The 25,338-nt window shown below is 39.5% G+C and carries 21 protein-coding genes; 8 read left to right on the top strand and 13 right to left on the bottom strand.

From position 1 onward, the window contains the following. The first annotated feature begins 75 nt into the window (after nt 1-75). Entirely contained in the window at nt 76-2,175 is a 2,100-nt protein-coding gene (locus D3H64_RS04560) for a LacI family DNA-binding transcriptional regulator (protein ID WP_121565083.1), read from the top strand. Nucleotides 2,176-2,653: 478 nt separating this feature from the next. Here D3H64_RS04560 and rbsK read toward each other — a convergent pair whose 3' ends face one another. Next, nucleotides 2,654-3,577, bottom strand: coding sequence for a ribokinase (rbsK, locus tag D3H64_RS04555; protein ID WP_121565082.1), 924 nt, complete (start codon nt 3,575-3,577; stop codon nt 2,654-2,656). Nucleotides 3,578-3,579: 2 nt separating this feature from the next. Then, nucleotides 3,580-4,356 carry a nucleoside phosphorylase gene (locus D3H64_RS04550; protein ID WP_121565081.1) on the bottom strand — a complete coding sequence of 259 codons (777 nt, stop codon included), beginning with the start codon at nt 4,354-4,356 and terminating at the stop codon, nt 3,580-3,582. A gap of 401 nt (nt 4,357-4,757) precedes the next feature. Here D3H64_RS04550 and D3H64_RS04545 point away from each other — a divergent pair, with 401 nt between their 5' ends. Next, the gene (locus D3H64_RS04545) at nt 4,758-5,630 is read left to right on the top strand and encodes an aldose 1-epimerase family protein (RefSeq protein WP_121565080.1); all 873 of its coding nucleotides are present in this window, start codon (nt 4,758-4,760) and stop codon (nt 5,628-5,630) included. A gap of 254 nt (nt 5,631-5,884) precedes the next feature. Here the strand turns inward: D3H64_RS04545 and dhaQ are convergent, their stop codons facing one another. Both dhaQ and dhaS read right to left on the bottom strand, forming a co-directional pair. Then, nucleotides 5,885-6,901, bottom strand: coding sequence for a DhaKLM operon coactivator DhaQ (dhaQ, locus tag D3H64_RS04540; protein ID WP_255420996.1), 1,017 nt, complete (start codon nt 6,899-6,901; stop codon nt 5,885-5,887). Beyond that, nucleotides 6,902-7,465 carry a dihydroxyacetone kinase transcriptional activator DhaS gene (gene dhaS, locus D3H64_RS04535; RefSeq protein ID WP_121565079.1) on the bottom strand — a complete coding sequence of 188 codons (564 nt, stop codon included), beginning with the start codon at nt 7,463-7,465 and terminating at the stop codon, nt 6,902-6,904. Nucleotides 7,466-7,919: 454 nt separating this feature from the next. Here dhaS and dhaK point away from each other — a divergent pair, with 454 nt between their 5' ends. From dhaK to D3H64_RS04515, 4 genes are read left to right on the top strand one after another with little or no spacing between them, the layout of a single operon-like run. Further along, nucleotides 7,920-8,906, top strand: coding sequence for a dihydroxyacetone kinase subunit DhaK (gene dhaK / locus D3H64_RS04530; RefSeq protein ID WP_121565078.1), 987 nt, complete (start codon nt 7,920-7,922; stop codon nt 8,904-8,906). Nucleotides 8,907-8,915: 9 nt separating this feature from the next. Further along, nucleotides 8,916-9,491, top strand: coding sequence for a dihydroxyacetone kinase subunit DhaL (gene dhaL, locus D3H64_RS04525; RefSeq protein WP_121565077.1), 576 nt, complete (start codon nt 8,916-8,918; stop codon nt 9,489-9,491). 1 nt (nt 9,492) lies between these two features. Beyond that, nucleotides 9,493-9,867, top strand: coding sequence for a dihydroxyacetone kinase phosphoryl donor subunit DhaM (gene dhaM / locus D3H64_RS04520; RefSeq protein WP_121565076.1), 375 nt, complete (start codon nt 9,493-9,495; stop codon nt 9,865-9,867). Nucleotides 9,868-9,896: 29 nt separating this feature from the next. After that, nucleotides 9,897-10,610: an MIP/aquaporin family protein gene (locus tag D3H64_RS04515; protein WP_121565075.1), complete on the top strand. Its 714-nt coding sequence runs from the start codon at nt 9,897-9,899 to the stop codon at nt 10,608-10,610. 511 nt (nt 10,611-11,121) lie between these two features. Here the strand turns inward: D3H64_RS04515 and D3H64_RS04510 are convergent. Both D3H64_RS04510 and D3H64_RS04505 read right to left on the bottom strand, forming a co-directional pair. Next, on the bottom strand, nt 11,122-12,411 hold the full coding sequence (locus tag D3H64_RS04510) for an MFS transporter (RefSeq protein ID WP_121565074.1): 1,290 nt from the start codon (nt 12,409-12,411) through the stop codon (nt 11,122-11,124). 210 nt (nt 12,412-12,621) lie between these two features. Continuing rightward, on the bottom strand, nt 12,622-13,521 hold the full coding sequence (locus D3H64_RS04505) for a DMT family transporter (RefSeq protein WP_121565073.1): 900 nt from the start codon (nt 13,519-13,521) through the stop codon (nt 12,622-12,624). Between the two features lie 297 nt (nt 13,522-13,818). Between D3H64_RS04505 and D3H64_RS04500 the strand changes: the two genes are divergently transcribed. Both D3H64_RS04500 and D3H64_RS04495 read left to right on the top strand, forming a co-directional pair. Continuing rightward, nucleotides 13,819-15,375 carry a helicase HerA-like domain-containing protein gene (locus D3H64_RS04500; RefSeq protein WP_121565072.1) on the top strand — a complete coding sequence of 519 codons (1,557 nt, stop codon included), beginning with the start codon at nt 13,819-13,821 and terminating at the stop codon, nt 15,373-15,375. 223 nt (nt 15,376-15,598) lie between these two features. Continuing rightward, the gene (locus D3H64_RS04495; RefSeq protein WP_121565071.1) at nt 15,599-17,503 is read left to right on the top strand and encodes a DUF2207 domain-containing protein; all 1,905 of its coding nucleotides are present in this window, start codon (nt 15,599-15,601) and stop codon (nt 17,501-17,503) included. Between the two features lie 293 nt (nt 17,504-17,796). Here the strand turns inward: D3H64_RS04495 and D3H64_RS04490 are convergent, their stop codons facing one another. The 7 genes from D3H64_RS04490 to D3H64_RS04460 form a co-directional block, all read right to left on the bottom strand. Next, nucleotides 17,797-19,122 carry a Na+/H+ antiporter NhaC family protein gene (locus D3H64_RS04490; protein ID WP_121565070.1) on the bottom strand — a complete coding sequence of 442 codons (1,326 nt, stop codon included), beginning with the start codon at nt 19,120-19,122 and terminating at the stop codon, nt 17,797-17,799. Between the two features lie 75 nt (nt 19,123-19,197). Next, nucleotides 19,198-20,430: a MalY/PatB family protein gene (locus D3H64_RS04485; protein WP_121565069.1), complete on the bottom strand. Its 1,233-nt coding sequence runs from the start codon at nt 20,428-20,430 to the stop codon at nt 19,198-19,200. Nucleotides 20,431-21,102: 672 nt separating this feature from the next. Then, the gene (locus D3H64_RS04480) at nt 21,103-21,747 is read right to left on the bottom strand and encodes an HAD family phosphatase (RefSeq protein WP_121565068.1); all 645 of its coding nucleotides are present in this window, start codon (nt 21,745-21,747) and stop codon (nt 21,103-21,105) included. 374 nt (nt 21,748-22,121) lie between these two features. Then, nucleotides 22,122-23,117, bottom strand: a complete 996-nt coding sequence (locus D3H64_RS04475; RefSeq protein WP_121565067.1) for a D-isomer specific 2-hydroxyacid dehydrogenase family protein — start codon at nt 23,115-23,117, stop codon at nt 22,122-22,124. A 13-nt stretch (nt 23,118-23,130) separates the two neighbouring features. Next, entirely contained in the window at nt 23,131-23,763 is a 633-nt protein-coding gene (locus tag D3H64_RS04470; protein ID WP_121565066.1) for a bifunctional 4-hydroxy-2-oxoglutarate aldolase/2-dehydro-3-deoxy-phosphogluconate aldolase, read from the bottom strand. Nucleotides 23,764-23,786: 23 nt separating this feature from the next. Further along, nucleotides 23,787-24,848 (bottom strand): mannonate dehydratase, encoded by a 1,062-nt coding sequence (locus tag D3H64_RS04465; RefSeq protein ID WP_121565065.1) that lies wholly within the window; start codon nt 24,846-24,848, stop codon nt 23,787-23,789. Nucleotides 24,849-24,893: 45 nt separating this feature from the next. Continuing rightward, complete coding sequence (locus D3H64_RS04460; protein ID WP_121565064.1) at nt 24,894-25,337, bottom strand: PTS sugar transporter subunit IIA; 444 nt, start codon at nt 25,335-25,337, stop codon at nt 24,894-24,896. Nucleotide 25,338 lies beyond the last annotated feature (1 nt).

The following is a 25,338-nucleotide window of genomic DNA, read 5'->3' as shown; positions in this document are numbered from 1 at the left end:
TTTTATTGTAAAATATGGGTAAAAGCTCGTCCCATCAGTATTTTTCTTGATAATTATGAAAGGAAGGTGCCCCACATGAGAGGCGCTACTATAGCAGACATCGCCAAGGCTTCAGGCGTCAGCATAGGAACTGTTTCAAATGTCTTAAACAAAAAAGGTAATGTTAAAATTTCTACTATTCGAAAAGTCGAACAAGCCGTTAAAGAACTCGGTTATATCAAAAACAACACTGCTCAAACAATGAAGGCAAATGAGTCTAATGAAATAATTTTTTTAATTCATCACCTTTCTTCTTGTCTAGAGCCCTTAATAACAGACTTATTGCATCATTTAGAACAACAATCGCTTATTCTTAAAGTCATTGAAATAGATAATCTTTTTGATTTATCCGACTTACGCAATTTACTTAAAAGTGGCCAATACAAAGCTCTTATAACGACCACCCATACTTCTGAAGAACTCTTACAACTTGTTCCTCAGTCAAAGCTTTTAGTGATCGGAGAAAGTCAATACGGTCAATCTTTAGCATTTGATGCCACAGAATTGACAGAACAGATCTCAAAAAATGAAAGATATTATATTCTTGACGATTCTTCTGGTTTTAACATTTCTAATGCCCTCATGCAGAATTTCAAAGATAAGGATCAATTAATCTGTTTAACTAAAGCTCAATTGACAAATATCTTTCCCTTAAAATCTACCGATAACTTTATCGTCTGCTCTGAATCTGATTTGGAAGATTTGCTTTTATCCGCAAAAATTCACTCTTCCCCTCTTGGATCTATTTGGCTCATTTCTAGCAAGGAACAAAAATATTGCTATGACTCTCTCGTGAGCCATCACTTTTATTTTTCCAGTAATGCGATTGCCTCTAACATTGACCACTACCTATCAGCTACAAAGCTTTCATCTACCGAGGCAAAAACTTTTCCTAAGTCCATCCCTATTTATTCCACAAATTCCTTAACCGTTAGACCATTAGCTAAAGAAACTCAGCTGCGCATTTTATTACTGGATAATCCTTTTGCTAAAGTTTTGAGGCAACTTGTTTCTTGTTGCTACTCAGAAACAAATATTCACTTAGACCTTACCTGTATGAACTTCCAAGATTTAAACCAAACTTTAGAAAGCAATTCTTCCAAAGACTACGATTTAATTCGCCTGGACGTCAGCTATTTTCCTTGGTATGGGTCACAATTATTTCGCCCTCTCGATCAGTTAGAGGATTTGACTATTCTTCGAAACTCTCTTAACTTCGATCCCCGTTATTGCTCAGTTCAGGATCACTTCTTAGCCTTGCCGGTCGATCCTTCTGTTCAGCTCATGATGTACAGAGAAGATATCTTTAATGATCCGGTGATACAAAAAGCTTATTTAGACTCCTACAATAAAAAGCTAAGTCCGCCTAGTTCTTATTTCGATCTCTTAGAATTTTGCCGTTTCTTCCATCAACTCCATATTCCAGAAAAAACGACTGCCTACCCTTTAGCTATTACAAGTCAAACAGCGATTTTACTAGCTTCTGAATTTTTACCTTACTATTTTTCTGAAGGAGGAGAAATTTCTTATAAAGAGGGAGAATTTATTCTCTCTCGCTCTACTTTTCTAAAGGTTCTTAACTGCTATCGGGAAATCTCTAGCTATGCCAAAAAGCTTAATAGTTCTTGGTGGTCTGACGAAATTAAAGCTTATAATGCGGGAGAATCATCTTTGATCATTGGCTATTCCAACCATTTAAACCAAATCAGGAATAAAAATAGTCTTTACACTTCTATCCCTGGTAATTGCCCTGCATTCGGTGGTGGTGTCATGGGAATTAGTCAAGCCTCTCCTAAAATATCGGAAGCTGTTCTATTTTTTAAATGGTTATATCAATATCGAACCCAAGAATTCTTAGCTAATTCTGGGGTTTGTGTGCCAAGAACCCACCTCTATCAAGAACGTAGCATCCAAAGAAATTACCCCTTCCTAGCCTTTTCAAAGAATCATTTTATGAATAGTCAGCGCCTGCAATATCAGGACAAGCATTATATATTCCATACGATCGCTATTGAAAAGATTATAGGACAAGCTATCCTTCTGGGATTATCTTATCAGTCTTCTTCTGAACATATTTACCAAGACATCCTAAGTCAACTCAAGCAACATAAAGAGACCCTCGTCTATCAATTTTAATCTTTTCTCGATCTCTTCATGATAAACATTCTGTAAGCGGTCGATAGCCAGCTACAATGCTTATTATTTCGGGTTATTAATTATTTTTAGCCAACAGCTAGAGCTTTTAGAGACTTGGTCATCTGTTCAACAGCCATGGCACCCTTTCGAGCCACGGTCTCTCAACTCGCCAGCCTCAAACAAGCTGTATAAAAGCAGAGCTTGCAACAGTTTGTCATTCATTGGCGTGCTTAACATGGCTAGCAGATGACCATTCTCTTTTGGCTCTAGTTAAGTAAATATCTATTTAGCTAACCCTCCTACGAACTGTGGAAATTCTAAAAGGGGTTGGGACAAAAGTCTGCTAATCGAGAGAGCTCCAATAAAAAAGTACGTCAAATCAAGCTTTTAAAGCTTCGATTGACGTACTTTTTTCATTTTTAGGACTTTTGTCCCAGCCCCTTATATCTATTTCTTCAGATTTTGGCTTTATACTTTTTTAGTCTTCCCATTCCTTCAGTATATCTTGAAATTCTTTTTCTGTTGGATAAGATTTTTGAGTTCCTCTACGGGTCACGGTCACAGCAGCGTAACGATTAGCCTTTTGAATAGCTTCTGGGATATTGGCGCCATTGACTAAATAATGGGCAAAGCTTCCTATAAAAGCATCCCCTGCTCCAGTAGAATCCACTGCTTCAACTTTCATAGCTGGCACAAGAACAGAATCTTTGTCACTTAAATAAAGTACACCCTTTGACCCCATGGTAACCAAGAGATTCTTTACCCCTTTAGCGATAAGGCTTCTTCCAGCCTCTTCAATCGATTCAATACTATCTGTTGCCATCCCTGTCAAGGCAGCCAATTCTGTTTCATTCGGCGTAAAATAATCTACCTTCGCCACATAAGCCAAGTCTAAATCCTTGTTAGCAGGAGCAGGATTCAAAAGGACGGGCACATCGTACTGATTAGCCAAATCTATGGCTCGATAGTTCGTTTCAAGTGCAATTTCTTGTTGCAAAACAAGCAAATCTGCCGTTTGGATCAGATCGACTTTCTCCTCCAAAAATTCTGGAGTCAGTTCCATATTAGCCCCTTTGACGATTACTATACTATTTTCGGCATTTTCATCCACAAAAATAGAGGCCACACCATTCGATTGATGACCCACACCAACGCCCTTTAAGCTGATATGGTTCTGCTCATAATTGTCTAATTGTTGTTGACCAAAATTATCGTTCCCAACCATCGTAATCAAATGAACCGGAGTTCCCAAACGAGAAATCGCTATAGCTTGGTTGGCTCCCTTTCCTCCAAAGCCTATCGCAAAAGCATCACCTACAAAAGTTTCTCCTAACAGAGGCATCCGTTTCACATAAGTATTCAAATCCATCATATTGGATCCAATCACCGTAATACTAGCCATATCTATCCCTCCTTAATCGAAAGTAAACAATCCATTGCTAAATCTAAGGAATATTTTTTAACCGTCTCTCCCCAGTCACGTTGATCATACTGATCGATATCGGCTAGAGAATCCGCTGTATAAAGCACTTGACCAAAAATAACCCCTCTAAACTGCGCAACAGCTGCTAAGGCTGAACATTCCATTTCAACCACCTGGCAACCTTCTTCTATGCGATAACTCACTAAATCCGGTGTTTCTCGATAAAAGCCATCTGTCGTCCAAGTCATCACCTCTTGATAGTGCAAGCTATGCGCTAACATGGTTTCTTCAATAGCTTTCAAGGCAAGGGGATGCAGATCTACATAACGACTTGCTGGCAAATAGTGATAAGATGTCCCTTCATCCCGTAAAGCCCTATTTGGCACAATAAAATATCCCGCTGGCCAATCCACTAAAGTCCCACATGTACCAGTTGATATAATTTCTCTTACCCCATAGGAAATAAGCCAATCCATTAATTGTCCACTAGGCGAAGAGCCTACCGGTGCTTGCACTAAGCAAATCGTTTCCCCTTTATGCTCTATTTGGTAAATAGGAAACTTTTTCGTTGCCGAAATAAAATGTGCCAAAACTTTCGCCTGATGCTTCCTAGCAAACTCATCCACATAGTCCCCTAAAAAAACAAAAGCACATTTTGGAGGAAACCGTATGTCCAATCCTTCATGATCAGGTTCAATCACAGCTCTTTTTTGGTCATCAAATTCTAATAAGGGATAAAGATGTTTGCGAATCGCCATAGTTATAACTCCCTACTATAAATTTCTTTTTATTATACCATTCCTAGACTATTATTGTTCATTAGTCCTCTAAAATACCTTAGACGTGATGGGCAATCCATCGACCAGCTACACCGCTTGCTCATTCATCCATTGTGAAAGCCACCGTCTGGATCCTTTTTGGCTTGCTCGCTTTCGCTTACTCCTACATCCATTGAAAAGGCAGCGAGTTTTCTTCCAATAAGCTAGGCTTACTTGCCATCCATTAACCAAGCACTTGCCTTCCTATAAATGATAGATGGCTAGTCTAGTCACATAGATTGTTCCTACTTTTACTTTACCTTCTAGCTCCCAAGCTTTTAAAAGACTATACTAAAATTAGTCATTATCCCCACTCTTTCTTAGTGAAAAGGAGCTCTAACATGGACTATTTATTAGAAAACAACTATTTAACCATCAACGTCTCTAATTTAGGCGCACAGTTGCAATCTATTCGCCGAAAAGATAACGCTATTGAGTACCTCTATCAAGGTCACCCTTCCTTTTGGGCTTGGCAAGCCCCTATCCTCTTTCCTCATGTAGGCAAATTAAAGGATGATTGCTATTTCTATGAAGGAAAAAGTTACCCTTCTAAGCAGCATGGTTTCGCTCGTTGGCAAACTTTTGAGCTTTTACAACTATCTGCGCATGAAATCAGCTTTATTTTATCAGCCAATAGCGAAAGTAAAAAAAGCTATCCCTTCGATTTTAACTTGATCGTCAGCTACCTGCTTCAAGATGAAAAACTACTAGTGACTTATAAAGTGAAGAATCCTTCTTTAAAAAGCCTGTATTTTTCTATAGGAGGGCACCCTGCTTTTAATTTACCCTTGACTTCAGGACGAACTTTTGAAGACTATAGACTACAATTTGAGGGAAATCCATCAGCTACTCAATACACCTTGGATGGGCCTTTCCTTGACCTTGATAAAAGAAAGCAAGTGTTGCTAAAAAATTTCCCTTTGACCCATGACCTCTTCAAGAATGACGCCTTAATTTATGAAGCAGAAAGGCCGATAAACCTGACCCTAACTGATGTAGACGGAGAACACGGTGTGCGTTTTCATACAGGAGATTTCCCCTATCTTGGCATTTGGACGAAATTTCACCCAGCCGCTCCTTTTCTCTCACTGGAAGCTTGGACTGGAATGACCGACAGCAAGGATACAAGTCAAAATTTGCCAGATAAATTCGCCATCACCCATCTAGCAGCTGGACAAGAATGGATCGGTTCATACAGCATCAGCGTGTTCTAATCTCCCTCTCCATTCTTAGCTCAAGTAGTCTATCATTAGGAACTACTCCTACTGCCCTCTTTAGCTTTACACCTACCCATGTTCAAGTCGCTAGCTAAATTGTGGGAATTCTAACTCACCTATCCTAAAAGCGTGTCAGAACAAGCCCCTAGTGGTTCATTCTCACACGCTTATTTGAGTTTCTTCAAGGCTGAGCTTAAAGCAAATCCAGTTGATGCTTTTTCATTCAAGGCAAAATTCATTTTAAATCCAGCCTATATTTTCCCATTCAAGCTATGATTTGGCCAAGCAAAGGCATCTGTAGGAGCTTTGTAATAGTCTATCCACTTTCTATCTTTCACTTCACATAGGGTGACAGAAAGGCCTGCCATATCCAAACTGCTGACAAATTTTCCACAACGCACATCCACTAAGTTTAAGCCTTCTAATTCTAAAAGCTGTAAGAGATCATTCGTAAAGACCATTTCTTCCAACTGGGTTGATCCCCCAAGATTATTGACCAAAAGGATGTAGTCATCCCCCTCTTTCCATCGAAACTTCAGCTTGAGCTTATTCACCAATTCTACCGCAAGACGTTCACTGGACTCAAAAGCCACTGTCCTATAACCAGCTTCGCCATGAATCCCAATCCCATAAGAAATGAAAGCTTCTGGTAAGTCAAAAATAGGCTCTTTCATCCCCGGCAAGGTAGCTGAACGTGTGGCTACTCCAAGAGTGGCTATACTGGTGGATAAGTCCCAGCCTATTGCTTCTAGTTCTTCCAAAGTCAATCCACTGAGGGCTGCTCCGCCTAAAATCTTGTGCAAAAGGACGGTTCCGGCCACCCCACGATGCCTTGTTTTAAAACTATTGGTTTCTTTAGAAATATCATCATGAGAGACCACATAACTGATCTTCATGCCCTCTTTTCTTCCACGATGGATGGCCTCAGAAAATTCTTTCATATCGGCTTCAAAATTCTTCACGATCAAAAGAATGCCCTTATCTTCCTTGTAAATCTGTTTCATACTTTGATAAATCGCCTCACTACAAGGAGGAATAAATATAGGCCCCTGAACGGCTGCAGTTAACATGCCACGACCAACATAGCCAAAATGGGCGGGTTCATGTCCAGATCCCCCTCCGGATAAAATAGGGACGACATCATCTGGACTGGTTGTTGAAAAAATAGCCCCTAATGCTCTATCTCCCCTTAAATGAGGATAAAGCCTGGTCAAACTTTCTAAATTGACCCCTACCATTTCAGATGGATCATTCACAATTTTTGTCACTTAAGCTTCCTCCTCTTCTTCTAACAAATCAATAGATGCCATTAAACTATTATAACAGGTCTGGTATAATTCAACTTCATCAAAAGATCCCGAAACGACTTGCTTTTGGATCATATAAGAAAGGGCTAGACTATGATAACTGATATAGCCATCCAATCGACTTTCATCTATCAATAGTCCACGCTTAGCTAATTCTTCCCTAAAAATTTTCCCAACTAATTGCTCACAATACTGGCAAAAATAGCTGGTAAAATCATTCTGATCCACAATGCGAAAAAGCTTCCCATAAAATTGCTGATTCTGCTGAAAGAAATACAGCAATTCCTTCAAAAGCTCTACCCCAGATAAATAATCTAAATGGTCTGAAATTTGCTCATTCAGATCATTTAAAAAGGTCCATTCCAATAGTTCAAACTTGTCCACAAAATAATTATAGAAGGTTTGTCGCCTAATCCCTGATCGTTTCATCAACTGACTAACCGATATACTGTCAAAGTCTCTTTCTTTTAATTCATCTTTGAAAGCCTTGACAATTTTCTTTTTCGTAATAATACCTTCCAACATTGGTCTCCCCCTACATGGTTGGCCATACGTTCCAATCTCTCTTAGCTCAAGCGATGACTCGCCTAAGCTTCAATGACTTCCTATCTTAACTCCAATGATAGTTGTCTTAACTTAAATGATAGCTATCTTAACACCAATAACAGCTATCTTAACTACATTAATAGCTATCTTAACACCAATAACAGCTGTCTTAACACCAATGACTTTCTCTCTTAGCTTCAATAACAGTTCTTAGCGCAAGCGATCTACTAGCTTTCATTCATTGTAATCTGAAAGTCAAAAGATCTCAATGCTCTATTCTTTAAATAGGCAACTCCTATTTCACTCTCAGTCAACACACGGACAAATCGCTTAATCTGTCCCATAGAATTCGGACAAAATAGTCTTTCTGTCCCTTAAGGCTTCCTTTTGTAAACGCTATACTAAAAGCATAAAAGGGAAAGGATGGATCTCCATGAAAAAAATCATTAATGCTCCAGAAAATGTTGTGACAGAAATGTTGGACGGATTAGCTTATATGCATAAGGACCTCGTTTATCGCGTAAAAGATCATGATATTATTGCTAGAAAAGCAGAAAAATCAGGAAAAGTTGCTATCATTTCTGGTGGAGGAAGTGGTCATGAACCTTCACATGCAGGTTTTGTAGGAAAAGGGATGCTTTCTGCCGCTATCTGTGGCCAAGTCTTTACTTCCCCTACTCCAGACCAAATTCTAAAAGCTATCCAAGAAGTTAACGAAGGTGCCGGTGTCTTCATGGTTATCAAGAATTATTCTGGTGATATCATGAACTTCGAAATGGCTCAAGAATTAGCCGAAATGGAAGGTATCGAGGTCGCTAGTGTTGTCGTCGATGACGATATCGCTGTAGAAGATTCCCTCTATACTCAAGGTCGTCGTGGTGTTGCTGGGACAGTTTTAGTACACAAAATTTTAGGTGCAGCTGCAGAAGAAGGAAAATCTCTGGCAGATATTAAAGCCCTTGCCGATAAACTTGTCCCTCATATTCATACACTAGGTTTAGCTTTAAGCGGAGCTACAGTTCCTGAAGTGGGCAAACCTGGCTTTGTCTTAGCAGAAGATGAAATGGAATTTGGGATTGGTATCCACGGTGAACCTGGTTACCGTCGTGAAAAACTACACGAATCCAAAGATTTGGCAAAAGAATTAGCAGATAAACTCATCTCAAGTTTCGACTTCTCCAGCAAGAAGAAAGTCGGTATTTTAGTCAATGGTATGGGTGCTACTCCTTTAATGGAACAATATATTTTTGCTAATGATGTCAAAGCTATTCTTGAAGCAGCAGGTTTGGATGTTTCTTTCAAAAAAATAGGAAACTACATGACCTCTATTGATATGGCTGGCTTATCCTTAACTTTGATTCAATTAGAGGATGAATGGGTTGATGCCCTTAAAGCTCCAGTCGAAACTATTGCATGGTAGGTGAAAACAATGGATGTACAAACTTCTAAAAAATGGATGGATCTTTTCAATCAAAAGATTCAAGAAAACAAAGATTATTTATCCGAATTAGATACACCAATCGGGGACGGCGACCACGGTGGCAATATGGCTAGGGGGATGGCTAAAGTTTCAGAGGCTCTCTCTTCTAAAGAAGTTCCATCAAGTGCTGACCTGTTTAAAATAGTCGCTATGCAACTCTTAAGCCATGTTGGGGGCGCATCAGGTCCTTTATATGGATCAGCCTTTCTCGGTTTATCGAAAGCCTTGGCAGAAGATCTCCCACTTAGCGATGCACTTAAAGCTGGTTTAGACCAAATCATGAAACGTGGTAAAGCTACGGCCGGTGAAAAAACCATGGTCGATGTCTGGCTCCCAGTAGTAGAAGACTTAAAAGCAAATCATTTAACAAAAGAAAAAATCAAGTCCTATGTCGAAGCGACTAAAGATATAAAGGCCACAAAAGGTCGGGCGTCCTATGTTGGCGAACGTTCTATCGGCCATATCGATCCAGGTTCAGCTTCATCTGGTCTCTTGTTTGAATCCCTATTAGAAGCGGAGGAATAAGATGTCATCATTAGGTGTTGTCATTGTATCTCATGTATCGGAAATTGCTGAAGGAGTAGCCAAATTAGTTCAACAAGCTGGTCCAGATGTCAGTGTCACTTATGTAGGAGGCACTGAAGATGGAGGCATTGGCTCTAGCATGGATCGGGTCTTAAATGCTATCGAAAGCAACGAAAAGGAAGAACTACTCGCTTTCTTTGATTTAGGTTCTGCCAAAATGAATCTAGAAATGGCTGCTGAATTTACCGATAAAGAAATTCTCGTCCAATATGTCCCTCTTGTTGAAGGGAGTTTCGCAGCAGTTGCTTTAATTCAAGCTGGTGCTAATAAAGAAGATATCTTAGCGCAATTAAAAGCCATGACTATTGAAAAGTAAGTCGTTCATTTTCAAAAGGAGTGAAAAATATGTCCGCCTTATTTGGTGAATTCCTAGGCACCTTTATCCTTGTTCTCTTAGGTGATGGGGTTGTTTGTGGGAATATTTTAAAAGATACAAAAGAAGAAGGTACAGGTTGGACTGCCATCGTTTTAGGTTGGGGGATTGCGGTCACTATCGCCGTTTACATCTCTGGTTTCTTCTGCCCTGCCCACTTAAATCCTGCCGTCACCATTGCAATGGCCTCTACAGGAGCCTTCCCATGGGCTAATGTTCCAGGTTTTATTCTCGCCCAAACATTGGGTGCCATGCTAGGAGCCTTTATCTTGTGGCTACACTATTACCCATACTGGGAAAGGACAAAAGATGCTGCCACTATTTTGGGTTGCTTCTCAACAGGTCCTGCTATTAAACACACTTGGTCTAACTTCCTAGATGAAGCTATTGGGACTGGGGTATTAGTCATCACTATCCAAGCCCTCGGTATGAATAAACTAGCTGATGGATTCGGTCCTATAATCGTTGGTTTAGTCGTTATTGCAGTTGGTTTCTCTCTTGGGGCAACAACCGGTTATGCCATTAACCCTGCTCGTGACTTAGGGCCTCGTATTATGCATGCCCTACTTCCTATTCCAAACAAAGGAGATTCCGACTGGTCTTATGCTTGGATCCCAGTTTTTGGTCCAATCGTAGGGGGCTCTATTGCCGCTATTCTTTACCAAATGCTCATCAGTAGCTTATAGTCCAGCTCATTTAACGCAAAAAAACGGGCAATCACTTCTGCCCGGTCAAGAAGAAAGCTAGCTTTTGCCACAGGGTGAAAGCTAGCTTCTTTATTTATAGGCCCTTTGTCAAATTTTGTTGTTGGTCTTTTTACTGACTTTGACACTTAAAAATTAAAAAAGCGAGTATAGATGTTGATTTAACAACGTTTATACTCGCTTTGCTTTTTTTGATCTGTATATACTAGAGTTTCACTTGTGTGCTTCTTCCAGATTTATAAAAATCCCCTGCCCATGGGACAGAGGAATGCTGGTAAAGCTGCTAGCTGAATCATTTGACTAATACTCTCCCGAAAATACGAGAGGGTATTATGCTAGGTCATTTCCCACAAAATTTTTAACTGACTTCCTTTAAACAATAAACTTTATTTCTCTAAACAATAGGCTTTATTCCTTTAATGATAGGCTTTATTCTTCTAAAGAATAGGCTTGATTCCTTTAATAATAGGCTTTATCTCTCTAAATAATAAGCTTATTCCTCACCATGATAAATATTTCTAGCCTTGGTTTCAGGAATAAGGAAAGTCACTATACAACCAAAAGCAATTAGGCCAATCAACACAAGGAAAGCACGTTGATAACCTATATAGCTAGGCGTCTGATGAATAATTTTCGCCATCATTTGTGGCACGAAAGCTGACCCCATATAACCTATCGTATTAACAGTAGCTGATGAAATACCCGCATAACGTGGATCATTGGTTTCGTTAGCAATGGGCCAACATAAAGAAAATCCTGACATAGTAAAGCCTAAAAGGAACAAGACAATCAGTAACAGTGGCAATGGCAATTTCACAAAGACAAAAATCACCCATACCGCTAAGGTCGCTAAACTAAGGCCAATTAATGGCCATTTACGTCTTTTCCATTTATCAGATAAGCCCCCAACCACTAGTCCAGCCAATAAGGCGCCTAAAGTCGCTAACATTAAATAGGATGAGGCTAACTCTAATTCTAATCCATAAGCTTCTTGAATGAAGGCAGCGCCAAAAGCTCCAAAGAGGACAATATAAGATGTATAAAGGCCTAAAAAACTTAAGGCAGCTAACCAAGTGTTTTTATTGCTTAAAACCGACTTCAAAGCTTCCCCAATGTGAATAGTAGGTTTCTGAACAATTCGTCCTTCAATTTCTGCCATACTCGGTAAGCCAATATCACTTGGCTTTTCTTTAGCAAAGAAGAGACTTAAAGCAGCTAAAAGCAGTGATCCCAAAGCTAATGTGGCAAAAGTCATCCGCCAACCAAACGTTTTGGATAATAGAACAAGTGGGGCTTGAGCCATCAATGCCCCTAAATTAGCCGCAATACCTGTTACCCCCATCATCAAGCCTTGTTGTTTGGAAGAAAACCAAGTATGTTGAACTTTTACCAAGCTCACAAAAACAGTAGAGACCCCTAGCCCCACTAAAGCACGAGCTAAATACATCATCATCATATTCGGTGCGATGCTAAAGAGAAAAGAGCCTAATCCAGTCACCAAACTAGAGATAAACATAATTTTCTTCGGGCCTAATTTATCCGTTAAGATTCCTGCTGGCAGTTGCATCAGAAGATAAGGATAGAAAAAGAAGCCAGTAATTAAAGCAAAATCCTGAATCGATGCCCCAAAAGTGGCTTGAATCGGATCTTTTAAAACTCCAGGGCTATTTCTATGAAAGGCAACAAATACATAAATCAAAGCATAGATACTATAGGTGATAAAAGCTTGCCGTTTAAGTTTGGACTTGTCTTTTTTGGACAACTGAATCGCCTTATTTTCCATAAGTCATCTCCTTTTCTATTTGCCTTAACTTCACTATACCATAGTTGTTCTATGCTTCTCTAGCTTCTATTTCTTAATTTTATCCACTATTATAGCCTTTTTTAGCTAAGCTTATCCTTCATAGCTAATAAAGCTCATTATAGTCTCGCTTTCATTATACTTTTCACTTCTCTTAATATACTTTCAAACTTTCCTTATGCCTATAAGCCTTTAGTTTTCTCCCTTACTTTCCATCTGTGATAGGAAGATCACCATACTCAAGACCAACACCATACCAATTATTTCATACAAACCGAAAGATTTCTTAAAGATCAAAACCGTTAAAATAACCGATAGAATAGGTTCAAGGGCAGTCATGACAGAAGCAAGACTGGGTGAAATATAGGCCGTTGATGATAAATAACTCAAGAAAGAAAAAGCCGTACCAAAGACAATGATCCCAGCTAACAAGATGAGACTATAGAGATCTAGAATTTCTTTAACTGACCATATAGGCGCTATTCCTTGAAAAAATATCCCTGCAAGAAGCATCCCCCAGCCAACTACGGTTGCTGAGCCGTATATAGCTTGTATTCTTCTAGGCTGTAAAATATAGAATGCCCCAGCAACAGCTGAACCTATCCCTGCGAATACCCCTGTACTTGAAAAGTTTAAACTATTTAAAGAGCCATTAGTTACCATGAGGCCTACCCCAAAAACCGCTCCAAGGATCAGCAAAAATTCTTTCCAATATAAAGCTTTTTCCCTCGCTAGCAACTGATAGAGATAAATAAAAATAGGTGCTGTAAATTGCAGGATAGCCGCTAAAGCTGCTCCAGAACTTTCGATAGCCTTGAAAAATAAATATTGTACTCCAGCCATCCCTATAAGAGCAAAAGCAAGAAGGGAACTAGCATCTTTCTTCTGTTTAAACACACGACATATCTTCTGACCCATGATTAATTTGGCATAGGCCAAAATCAGTACTCCTGCATAGACTAATCGATTAGAGACCACCCACTCTGGGCTAAAGGCCTTATGCTTAAATAACAGTTCAACCATTATCCCAGCTAAGCCCCATAGACTCCCCCCAAATGCTGCCAAAGCCATCCCTTTTGTTTGCCTTTTCATTCTATCCACTCCCTTTTAACTATCTTTAGCCCTCTCTATCTGATCCATTATCCAGTCCAAAAACTATTTTAAATTCTATGATATAAAGTACTAGCTATTATAGCAAACCCTCCTAGTGGGAAAAAGCTATTATAAAAAACTACTAGTAAGAGAAGAGAACGCTCAAGGACTTCTTGATATTCCACCCACGCCATACAATTTGCTATAATATGAGAAAGAAGCTCCTATTATTAGTCTGACTTGGGATCTTCCCTCATACATACTATCTCAATACATTTTATACAGGAGGTCAAACTAATGGATAAAATTTTAATGGGTAAAGGGACAAAAGAACAGTCAATTCTTCTCAACAAAGTAAATCGCCATGGACTCATTGCTGGAGCAACAGGAACAGGGAAAACCATTAGTTTAAAAGTCTTAGTTGAAGGTCTATCAGATGCTGGTATCCCGAGTATTTTAGCAGATGTCAAAGGTGACCTAGCTAACCTTTCACAAGCAGGTAGCTCTAATGATAAAATAGCAGAACGTTTAAAAAGCATTGGGGTAGAAGATTTTGACTTTCATGCCTATCCTGTCACGATGTGGGACGTCTATGGTCAAAAAGGGATTCCTTTTCGGGTGACCGTTTCCGAAATGGGACCATTGATGTTAGCGAACATTCTCGACTTAAATGATACCCAAACTGGGGTTTTAACCATCGTCTTTAAAGTGGCAGATGAAAATGGCCTCTTGTTAATCGACCTCAAAGACTTAAGGCAAATGATCCTTTATGCCACAGAACACAGCAAAGAAATTAGCCAAACTTATGGAAATGTGTCTAGCCAAAGTTTAGCCGCTATTTCCAGGAAGTTGCTCACTTTAGAAGATGCAGGTGGCGATTTATTCTTCGGGGAACCTGCTATAGAAATCAATGATCTCCTGAGACAAGATAGCACGGGAAAAGGTACCGTCAACATTCTACAAGCAGACAAGCTCATCGCTAATCCTTTGATCTATTCCATGCTACTTCTCTACCTTCTTTCAGAAATTTACGAAAATTTCCCAGAAGTCGGCGACCTAGACCAACCAAAATTAGTTTTCTTCTTTGATGAAGCGCACACCCTTTTCAACAACACCCCAAGTTTATTGCAGGATAAGATTATCCAAATTGTTCGTCTAGTCAGAAGTAAGGGAGTTGGGGTATTCTTTATCACCCAAAACCCTCTAGACATTCCAGAAGATGTTTCTTCGCAATTGGCCAATCGCATCATCCACCAATTACGCGCCTACTCACCGAAAGAATTAAAAGCCATCAATGCCGTCGCTAATACCTTCCGTCAAGACGGAACTTTAGACATTAAAGAAGAATTGATTGGATTGAAAACAGGTCAAGCCATCGTGTCTTTCCCAGATGAAACTGGTGCTCCTCAAGTAGCGGACAAGACAACCATTATGCCTCCGCATTCTTCCTTTACGGCTTTGACGGATGCTGAATACGCCTCACTGATTTCATCATCTCCTCTTTATACTAAGTACAAAACAACAATCGATCGAGAAAGCGCCTATGAAGTCCTCCTCAAGCGGATTGAACAAGATAAATTAGCACAAGAACAGGCAGCTCTTTTAGAGAAACAAGAAGCCGAATGGAAGCAAAGAGAAAAAGAAGCTAATGCTGCCAAAGAAAAATGGGAAAAAGAACAAGCTGCTGAAAGGAAACGTCAAGAAAAGGAATTAGAACGCCAACAAAAAGTTTCTAATCGTCGCAAGAAATCCTATTTAGACAAGGGAATCGACTCCATGTTAGGCACTATCACTCGTTCTATTGGTCGAGAGATCGCTCGTGGCCTTCTCGGTTCCATCATGAAAAGGAAATAGCCTCTCCTTCATCACAAGAAATACTCTATCAGGAAACTGGCCTCCTCGACTCATGAAAATTATTCAGTTAGGCAACCGACATCCCTTCATCATGAAAACTATTCTGTCGGGAATAGATCGCCCATGCTCACGAGAGCTATTCATTTAGGGAATAGCCTTCCTTAATCATGAAAACTATTCATTTAGAAAGGCTAAAATCAATAGAAAGGGGAAAGCTGAACTTATGAAAATTCGTCAATTATGGATCAGTCTATTTGTCGGATTTGTTGCCTTCTTGAGCTTCAACTCCAGTCTTTTAGCCGTTTCTTACAAGATTGATCAAGTAAATATTGATTATATAATACAATCTGATGGGACAGCTGAAGTAAAAGAGTCCTACCGCTATCAGTTTAGCGGATCGCACAAGGGATTAATCTATCAGCTCGATCCCACTCATCTTTACCAAGAACCCGAAAATGTCCGCTTTAAAGTGAATCAAACAGAGGTAAAAGAAGCCGATTCAAAGGCTACAGGAAGCTATACAAAAGAAAACTCCCAAGGTATGTGGCGCTATAAAATTTTTTATCCTGGGAAAAATGATCAAGTGACCTTACTCGTCACTTATCGCTTGCCCTACCTCATCACCTCATACAGAGACACGGCAGAATTGAATCGCCGACTGATTGGATCGCAGTGGGAAAATTCTCTTCAAAACATTACTGCCACTATAAAACTCCCACAAGCCGTAACTGAAGATGACTTGGATAAATTCCGTGTTTTTGGGCATGGTGATCCAAATGGTCGCATTAAGCGGGGAAAAGATCGTCAAACGGTGATAATGACCCTTCCCCATAATCCAAAAGGGCAATTTTTAGAAGCCCATGTTCTTTTCCCAACTTATTTAGTGCCACAAAATAAAAACATCAAGGATCAGGATAAATTCCATCAGATTCTAAAAGCAGAAAAAGCCTTGGTTGAAGCAGACAAAAGAGCTGCACAAAAACGGCAAAGATTCTTACAAAAGCTAAAGCAGATCAGTCAAATCTTAATTGCTGGTCTAAGCTTTCTAGTTCTTCCTGCTTTTGCTTTCCTCGCTTGGTTAAGAAATTATCGAAGACATGCTCTAAAAGATTTCCCCCATATTCCTCAACACTTGTTTGAACCTCCATCAGACCTTAACCCTATTAGCTTAGGCGTTGGTCTCTATGACATGCCCCTTGATGGTAATCTTTTATCTTCCGTAGTACTCAATCTCGTCCGAAAGAATTGGATGAGTATGGAAAGTTATACTCCAAAAGGTGCCAAGCGATCTAAAAAAGCAGGCAAAGAATTCCGGATGAACTTATTAAAGAGACCTAACTCTAGCGAAAAATTACCTGCAGTTGAACAAGCTGTTCTCAATTTACTCTTTCAAAAAATTGGTAAAGAGCATACGGTGACCACTGCCAATATAAAACATTATGCTAGGCAAAAGGCTAGGAGCTACCTAAACCAGCTGGATCAAATTGCAGAAAAAGCCGACAAAGAGATGCAAGAATTAGACTATGTCCGTTCAGCTAGTGATCAGGCCGAAAGAGGGATCCTTCTCTTTAAAATTCTATCTGGCATACTGCTAATAGTAGAAGTGCTCTACTTAATTTTCTACACTATAGCAAGCAATACTTTCTTTACAAAAATCCATCTAAGCCTCTTCATCCTCTCCCTTTTACAGCTAATCTTTCTTTTCCTTCCACTCAGTCAACATTTAACTGCTAAGGGGAAATATGAGAAAAACAAGTGGCAAGCCTTCCAACAAATGCTCAAGGACATAGCCCATCTCGACCGAGCCAAACACCAATCCTTGATCATATGGGAACAATACCTCGTTTATGCTCTCGTACTGGGTCAAGCCAAACAAGTGGCCAAAGAACTCTCTCATGTCTTCCCAGAAGATGTTTTAGCGGAAAGTAACTTGGCTGTTGTCACAACAAACCCAAGTGTCGACTATATCTTATTCAACCAAAGCATCAACAAGGGTTACCATACCGCCCAGTCGGTTGTTTCTTCTTCAGATAACTATTCTGGCGACAATTCTTCTGGCTTTGGCGGTGGATTCTCTAGTGGTTCATCCTTTGGCTCTGGTGGAGGCGGTGGCGGTGGAGCTTTCTAAGTCCATAGCTATGTATTTTGCTTCATCAGTTCATCTCATACAAGGGGTGAATTGCTCTCCTTACCCTATAACCCTATAAGAAAAATTATCCAGTAACCAGCCCAACATTAAAGCGAGTATAAACGTTGTTCTATCAACATTTATACTCGCTTTTCCAATTTTTAAGTATCACAGTCAGTACTAAGTATAGAGCCTCACTTTTTTAAGTGTCACAGACAGGAGCATTTATACTCGCTTTTTCATTTTGAATTATTTTCCCACTAGCACTGCCTCCGTACTTTACGAGCAATTAACTAGTTTTGAACCAGACTTTCTTTTTCCTCTTTCGTCCGTAAAAGCCCAAAATGTATCGTTAATAGACTAGCTATGATCAGTGCAAAGAAATAGAAGGAATATTTTAATACTTCAAGTGGTGAAACTTTAGTTAGACCTGTCACCATCAGCATCCCACCATCATGAGGCATTAAAGCAATAAAGGCACAGGCAAATATATCTAATAATGAGGCCAAGCGTTTAGGCGCAATCTTGAATTTTTGACCTATTTCTTTAGCCATTGGTGCAGCAATAATAATGGCGATAGTATTGTTAATCAAGGCTGCCGACAAAATACCTGATAGAAAAGAAATCCCGTACTCTGCTCCACGTCTCGTATGGATTCGGTTAGTAATCGACTTGACTAACCATTCCACCCCTCCGTAGTATTTCACTAAACCAATCATCCCAGAAATCAAGATGGCAACGATACTGATACTAAACATATCCGCCATTCCCTCGCCAGTTGCCTGAACATAGCCAATAAAAGTCACATGCCCTTGAACTAAACCGATCACACCAGCAACGACAATCCCTAAAAACAAGACTAAGACCACATTCATTCCCACTAGTGCTGTGACCAATACCAAGATATAAGGAACGATTTGAATAAAATCATAAGATGGTTTATCCACTATTCCAGCAGATCCTCCTAAAATACCATAAAGGAGAGTTGCGACAATAGCAGCTGGAAGAGCAATATAAAAGTTCATTTTGAATTTATCTTTCATTTCTGCCCCTACACCTTGTGTCGCAGAAATAGTCGTATCCGAGATCATAGAGAGGTTATCCCCAAAATAAGCCCCACCAATAACAGCTGCACAGGTCAATGGGACATTCAAATGTGCTCCTTGGGCGACACTAAGGGCAACTGGCGCCAAAGCAGCTACTGTCCCCATAGATGTCCCAATTGACGTCGATATAAAAGCCCCCATCAAAAAGATACCTGGAACCAAAAACTGGGCTGGAATATGATTTAAGCAGAAATTGACAACGGAATCTTTACCTCCCATAGAAGCAGCTGCTCCTTGAAAACCTCCAGCCAATAAATAAATGAGGACAATCATCATCACTCCAGAATTACCCATATGTTCACACAAAATATCAATTTTTTTACCAATAGGGGTTTCTCTTTCCAACAAGAGTGCTACAGCTAATCCGACTAAAAGCGCCACATGCCTTGGAAATTGCTTAAAAGGGTCTTCAACCCCTCGTAGAACCATAAATAAACCGACACCGACATAAATCGCTAAAAAAATGATCAGTGGTAAAAATGCCCAATAATCCAGTTTTTTCGTTTTTTCCATAACATCCTCCCTTACTTTCTGCTATTGTGAATAAATTCATTCGACAAGGGTTACGACGAATTGCTAACACCTAGTCTATGCCTTCAATTCTTTGGCCTGACTAATGAGCGTATCAACAACTTTTTTGACAATTTGAGGATCTGTGGCCAAATTGAAGCGAATGTAACCTTGATAAGCATCGCCAAACCAAGCGCCATAATCCACTGCCAGTCGACACTTGTCTTGAACAAAATGCTTTAACTTCTTAGGAACTGGCATGTTATTGACAATAACCTTTTCATCCCCTTCTGTATCAATGAGATGAGACAGATCGATCATCGGCAAATAAGTCCCTTGTAAATCGGCTACTTTTACTTCTGGCAATTCTCTTTCAATGCTTTCTTTGAGGTAAAGATAATTAGACCAAATGACACCCTTGAGTGCCTTGAGCCAGTCTTTCCCATGGCGATAGGCCTCTTCAGTCGCTAAATGACCCAAAATATTGACCTCCATCGGCACATGAGATTTTTGATAATCATCAAACTGTAGTCTTAGCTCCTCGTTTTCAATCACGATATTTGAATGAACTAAGCCAGCAAGATTAAAGGTTTTAGACGCAGCATTCACTAAGATTATTTGATCTTTATATTTCCCATCATGAACCCTTGGAGCTGGTGTATGCTGGTGACCATTAAAGGTGAAATCTTGATGAATTTCATCGCTCACAATTAAAACACCGTGTCTTTGGCAAATAGCAAATAATCTATCCAACTCCTCCTCTTTCCATACTCTAGAAGCAGGATTGTGTGGCGAACAGAAAATGAGCAGTTTAACCTTCTCTTCTTGAATCTTTTCTTCTACCTTTGCATAATCAATGGCATATTGATTGTCTTGATGGATCAAATCCACCAGTACTTTCTTTCTATTGGTATCCGTAATACATTGATGAAAAGGATAATAGACGGGTGGCATAATCAAAACACCATCCTCTTCCTCAGTAAAGCAATGGATAAACCAATACAAGGCTGGCACAACCCCAACAGAAGTTCTAACCCAATCACTCTTTATCGGATAATTAAAGTTTTCCTCCATCCAATTGGAGTAGGCTTCATAGTAACTATCCCAACAAAAGCTATAGCCAAATACGCCATGATCCACCCGCCTCTTTAGAGCCTCAATAACGCCATCCGGACTTTTAAACTCCATATCAGCAACCCACATTGGCCATAAATCCTTTTCGCCATAACGTGTGTTAAGATAATCCCATTTAAGACATGAAGTATTCCTTCTATCTGTTAAATACTTATCCAAAAATTCTTTTTCTTCCATTTGATTCCCTCCTTTTCTTGCTTCATCAATTGACAGGCAACGATCAATGAGCAATAGAGGCTGTCCCTGCTTGATCGAGATATCACCCTAACCTCTCGTTCTACGGCAGAGAATGATCCCCTCTATTTCCCTATTTTAAAAATGATTTTATCGACTATACTTCTTCAAGTTAGTCTTATCCACTATAATACCTCTTTATAAAAAGTTTTTCATCAATTATTTCTTATACTTAGAAAAAGGGGTACTGCCAGTAGTTTTCCTCCTGCTTTTTCCCTCTTATTCGTCAACTTCAGTATAGAAGAGATGAATAATTTTTTCCATCCATAAAATAAAGCGCTGACAACTTTTTGTTGTTGGTGAAAGAGACAGACGGTTGTCTGTACATGTAATATAAAGCACAAAAATGACCGATTCTTTCGGATAAGAGTTACCTTCATCCGGGAAAATGCAGCGGGACCACTGGGAGCCTTGGTCTCCCAGCTAGTCAGTCTCAAACTTGCTGTAAGCCTTTCGGCACAGCAAGTAATTCGCTTGACTTCCTTTTACGCTGCTCCCGATGAAGGACTCTTTCCTCCAGTTCGGTCAGACTGAGTTTTATATTCATCATTGCTTACATTCACCAACAACTACGTATAAATAAAAAGGCACATCCGAATTCTCCTCTAAAGGAAACTATTCAAAATAAGTCATCGCCTCAAGTAAATTGGGATAAATAGCCTCTGTCAACTCTCTTATTTCCTTAGCCGGTTCTTTCAAATCCGGGATACAAATAACAGGAATGCCAGCAGAAAATGCAGCTCGAATTCCAGCATCACTATCTTCAAATACAATAGCTTCTTTAACTCCTGCGCCTAATTTTTGGCAAGCCTTTAAAAAGATATCAGGATAGGGTTTCCCCTTAACTACTTCTTGTCCAAATACAAAGCAATCGAAGTAATGAACAAGCTGATGTTGATTGAGAATAGTCTCCGCTCGATCAGGCGTACTTGAACTTGCTAAGGCTAGTAAAAATCCTTTTGACTTTAAATAACGAAGGAGTTCTTTGGCTCCCTTTTTCAAGTCTACTCCTTCTTGAATTAACTTCTTTTCTAATTCACTAGACTTTTTATCCAATAGCTCAATAGAATCTTCTAACTGGTAGCTTTCTTTTAACCTCTTCACATTGTTTTCATGACTAACTCCACTATAATATTCTGCATACTCTTCCTTAGTCATGGTCTGATGACTTTCTTTCAAAACCTCTTGATAAACTTTCCAAGAAATGAGCTCTGTATCTACCAACAAACCATCTAAATCAAAAATAGCTACTTGAACCATTAAGCTTTTCCTCCTCTTCTAAAAATAGTCTTGTTTCACAACTTTCTAGTAAAGTTATACGAAGTTTATTGTCAATCCTCTTCTCCTATTCAGATATACTTTATAAAGAAAGTGTTGATAACTAGGGAGTCATCAACACTTAAACTGTTCGAACTATTTTACGGATCCTTCAAGGCATCAGATTTACTATGCCTCTAAATACTTAGAATGATCAGATCTATAAGCTCATCAAGCTTAATCACTTATTCATCCTCTTTTAAAACTCAGTCGAATCAGCCAGTAGCTAGCCAATTTTACCTTAAGTTTCATATATAAGTTAGCCATTCTCTGATTTTTTTAATCAAAACAGGCTAGCTTTTTTCTGTAGACCTGCTTTATTTCACAACATCTTTAGCTTTAACCTGATTTTGAGGTTGACCGCCCGCTACTACAGTTTCAACGTCAGTCACACATTTATCTCCCATGCCTTCCAAGCATTCAAAGGTATAGGCAGAGGTATGTGGTGTTACTAATATTTTTTCATGTCCAATATAAGGATGACTACTAAAAGCTGGTTCTTCTGTCATCACATCCGTTGCCAAGCCGAGAACTTTACCTTGATCAATAGCCACTAATAAAGCTTCTTCATCAATTAAAGCTCCCCTAGCGGTATTGGTAATATAGACTGGTTTAGCTAATTTGTCAAATGCTTCTTCATTTAAGATATGGTAACTCGTATCATTCAAGGAAGCGTTCATCGAAATGATATCGGCTTCTGCCAATAACTGCTCCAATTCCACCTGCTCGATCCCATGTTTTTTTGCCCATTCTAGGTTCAACTTAGGATCACAAGCTAGGACTCGCCCATTAAACCCATATTTAAAGATTTCGGCGACCCGACTGCCTATGTTCCCACAACCAATAACACCAAATGTTTTCCCAGTCAAATTATGCCCCATGAAAGACGCCCGACTAGCCCAAGCATCATCCTTAACTTTTTCTTGAGCAGGCAAGGTTTGACGAATAAGTGTTAAAAGGTTGGTCACGGCATTTTCAGCAACCGCATCCCTTTCGACTAGAGGAGGCACGATGGTCACCATTGTCCCATGTTCTTCCGCCGCTTCAAGGTCTATATTGTTAAAACCTATCCCATGCCTTGAAATGATCAAAAGCTCGTCTTTCTCCTCAAAAAATTCTTTAGTAAAGAATGGCGTCACGCTCGAAATAATGATGTTATAGCCATGAAGTGCTTTGGCAAGGGTCTTACCATCGACATGATTATCAAACCGGAAATGCTTGACCGGCCCTATCTTCCTAAGACGTTCCATATGTGTTGGAAACCATTGACCGAAACTACTCGAATTGACCACAGCAATGTGATATTCAGACATTTTCATTGCTCCTTTATCTAGTAATTGATGAAATAGCTTGAACAATCTCCCCTAAATGCGCTTTTGCTGTTTGCCCATTATCCTTTAAGACTGCCTTTTCTGAAAGAATGAAGGAGCCACCAACCGCCACAACAGCATCTAAGTCAAGATATTCTTTGAGATTTTCTTCATTCACCCCACCAGTTGGTAAAAATTTTACCTGTGGGAAAGGCCCTGATAAAGCTTTCAAAGCTTTTATCCCTCCATAAATATTGGCTGGGAAAAATTTAACGGTATCTAAGCCATATTCCAAGGCTATTTGGATATCTCTAGGAGTGGCAGTCCCTGGTATAATCGGAACATTTTCTTTTAAACAATATTCCACTACTGGCCGAGATATAGCTGGGGTAACAATAAATTTAGCCCCATTTCTAACGGCCTCTTCAGCTTGATCTATAGTCGTTACCGTCCCTGCTCCGACGACTAATTCAGGGTATTCAGACAGTTTCTTGATAGCTTGTCCAGCTAAATCACTTCGAAAGGTCACTTCAATAAAGGGAACATGATGAGTGATCAATACTTCTGCCACTTGATCTAAAATCGTTAAATCTGTCGCCGTATAAAGAGGCATTAATTTAACTGCTTTAAGTTGTTCTAATACATCCATTATGGATCTCCTTATTCTAGTGCCTAATGCTTTTTACTGAGCGCTTCATACAAGCCTTGCATATAAGAAATCCCCAAGGCACGGTCATACAGCCCATATCCTGGTCGAGCGACTTCTCCCCAAATAGCTCTTCCATGGTCAGGGCGAATTATTCCATCATAGCCATTATCAACCAAGGCTTTCATAATCTCATACATATCTAGAGAACCTTCCGGAGTGTAGTGAGCCGTTTCAGCAAATTTCTTAGGCCCCATAAAGCCCACATTACGGAAGTGGACAAAATTAATTCGATCTGCCACTTCATTAATGATTTCTACCACGTCATTATCCGGATTGGCTCCTAAAGATCCTGTACAAATCGTCAATCCATGATGTTTCGAATCGCTAATCGATAGAATGCGTTTTAGATCGGACAAATTCTTCGTAATTCGTGGGTATTCAAATACTTCCCAAGGTGGATCGTCCGGATGAATGGCCATATAAACGTCCGATTCTTCCAAAGCATCTATAATATGCTCAATAAAGTAACGATAGTTTTCAAATAACTGGTCTTCAGTCATCCCGTCATAAAGAGCTGTTAAGCGATCAAATTTTTTCAGTCGCTCTTCTTCCCAGCCCGACAAATTAAATCCTCCTGTTTGCTTTTTAACATGATTAAAAACTTCACAAGGTTTCATTTGATCGATAACAGCTTGATCATAAACTAAACCAATTGACCCATCTGGGAATTCATAATTCAATGATGTTTTTAACCAGCCAAAGATTGGTTTAAAGCTATAACAAATGACTTTGACCCCACATGCGCCCAAATTTCGGATCGTTTGGCGATAGTTTTCAATGTATTGGTCACGATCCGGCAGGCCTGCTTTAATAGATTCGTGAATAGAAACGGATTCAATTCCATGTAACTTAAGGCCTACTTTATTCACTTGAGCTTTCAATTCATTTATTTCATCTATTTCCCAAACATCCCCTGGCAACTTATTCAAAAGAGTCCCAACAACTCCATCCATTTGAGGAATTTGGTTAACATATTCGATAGGTATCGGATCATCTTTTCCGTACCATCTAAAGGACCATTTCATAGCAGTTCTCCCTTCTTTTTAAAATAGTCGACAAACTCATCTCTTTTAAAAATCGTCAACAAAGTCATCTTCTTCAGCTTTGTACATTGAAATATGCCAATGACTGATATTTGCTGCTCCTTGTTCTTGAATCAAAGGAATAGCCTCTTCTAAGGAAGTCGCTAGTAATTGATGGTTAACAGCTTCTAAGAGCATTGGCATATTCACTCCAGTTAGGATATGAACTTTATCAACTTGTTCCATCTCATAAATAGCCATCACACTTTGATTATAAGGGCTGGCACTCAGCAAATCAGTGAAGACCAAGACCCCATCTTCACTATTCTTTTCTTCAATTAGACTTTTGAGCTGACTTCCAAATGCTTCAATACTTTCACCCTTGTTTAAGCTAATCGTACTGATATGGTCAACATTGCCAATAATCACATCTGCTGCATCCTTGAGTCCTTGGCTCAAACTACCATGGCTAGCAATCACAATATGAAACATG

Origin of the sequence: Atopobacter sp. AH10 (assembly GCF_003664595.1) — a bacterium.
Taxonomy (GTDB): domain Bacteria; phylum Bacillota; class Bacilli; order Lactobacillales; family Aerococcaceae; genus Atopobacter.
Note: the sequence above shows the minus strand (reverse complement) of the source record. Positions and strands in the feature narration are given on the sequence as shown.

Coding starts and splice junctions, on each gene's coding strand:
- D3H64_RS04485 (WP_121565069.1), bottom strand. CDS start 20,430: ATGGAAGAAAAAGAATTTTTGGATAAGTATTTAACAGATAGAAGGAAT.
- rbsK (WP_121565082.1), bottom strand. CDS start 3,577: ATGGCTAGTATTACGGTGATTGGATCCAATATGATGGATTTGAATACT.
- D3H64_RS04495 (WP_121565071.1), top strand. CDS start 15,599: ATGAAAATTCGTCAATTATGGATCAGTCTATTTGTCGGATTTGTTGCC.
- D3H64_RS04550 (WP_121565081.1), bottom strand. CDS start 4,356: ATGGCGATTCGCAAACATCTTTATCCCTTATTAGAATTTGATGACCAA.
- dhaK (WP_121565078.1), top strand. CDS start 7,920: ATGAAAAAAATCATTAATGCTCCAGAAAATGTTGTGACAGAAATGTTG.
- D3H64_RS04505 (WP_121565073.1), bottom strand. CDS start 13,521: ATGAAAAGGCAAACAAAAGGGATGGCTTTGGCAGCATTTGGGGGGAGT.
- D3H64_RS04500 (WP_121565072.1), top strand. CDS start 13,819: ATGGATAAAATTTTAATGGGTAAAGGGACAAAAGAACAGTCAATTCTT.
- D3H64_RS04515 (WP_121565075.1), top strand. CDS start 9,897: ATGTCCGCCTTATTTGGTGAATTCCTAGGCACCTTTATCCTTGTTCTC.
- D3H64_RS04475 (WP_121565067.1), bottom strand. CDS start 23,117: ATGTCTGAATATCACATTGCTGTGGTCAATTCGAGTAGTTTCGGTCAA.
- D3H64_RS04560 (WP_121565083.1), top strand. CDS start 76: ATGAGAGGCGCTACTATAGCAGACATCGCCAAGGCTTCAGGCGTCAGC.
- dhaL (WP_121565077.1), top strand. CDS start 8,916: ATGGATGTACAAACTTCTAAAAAATGGATGGATCTTTTCAATCAAAAG.
- D3H64_RS04490 (WP_121565070.1), bottom strand. CDS start 19,122: ATGGAAAAAACGAAAAAACTGGATTATTGGGCATTTTTACCACTGATC.
- D3H64_RS04510 (WP_121565074.1), bottom strand. CDS start 12,411: ATGGAAAATAAGGCGATTCAGTTGTCCAAAAAAGACAAGTCCAAACTT.
- D3H64_RS04480 (WP_121565068.1), bottom strand. CDS start 21,747: ATGGTTCAAGTAGCTATTTTTGATTTAGATGGTTTGTTGGTAGATACA.
- D3H64_RS04545 (WP_121565080.1), top strand. CDS start 4,758: ATGGACTATTTATTAGAAAACAACTATTTAACCATCAACGTCTCTAAT.
- D3H64_RS04465 (WP_121565065.1), bottom strand. CDS start 24,848: ATGAAATGGTCCTTTAGATGGTACGGAAAAGATGATCCGATACCTATC.
- D3H64_RS04460 (WP_121565064.1), bottom strand. CDS start 25,337: ATGTTTCATATTGTGATTGCTAGCCATGGTAGTTTGAGCCAAGGACTC.
- D3H64_RS04470 (WP_121565066.1), bottom strand. CDS start 23,763: ATGGATGTATTAGAACAACTTAAAGCAGTTAAATTAATGCCTCTTTAT.
- dhaS (WP_121565079.1), bottom strand. CDS start 7,465: ATGTTGGAAGGTATTATTACGAAAAAGAAAATTGTCAAGGCTTTCAAA.
- dhaM (WP_121565076.1), top strand. CDS start 9,493: ATGTCATCATTAGGTGTTGTCATTGTATCTCATGTATCGGAAATTGCT.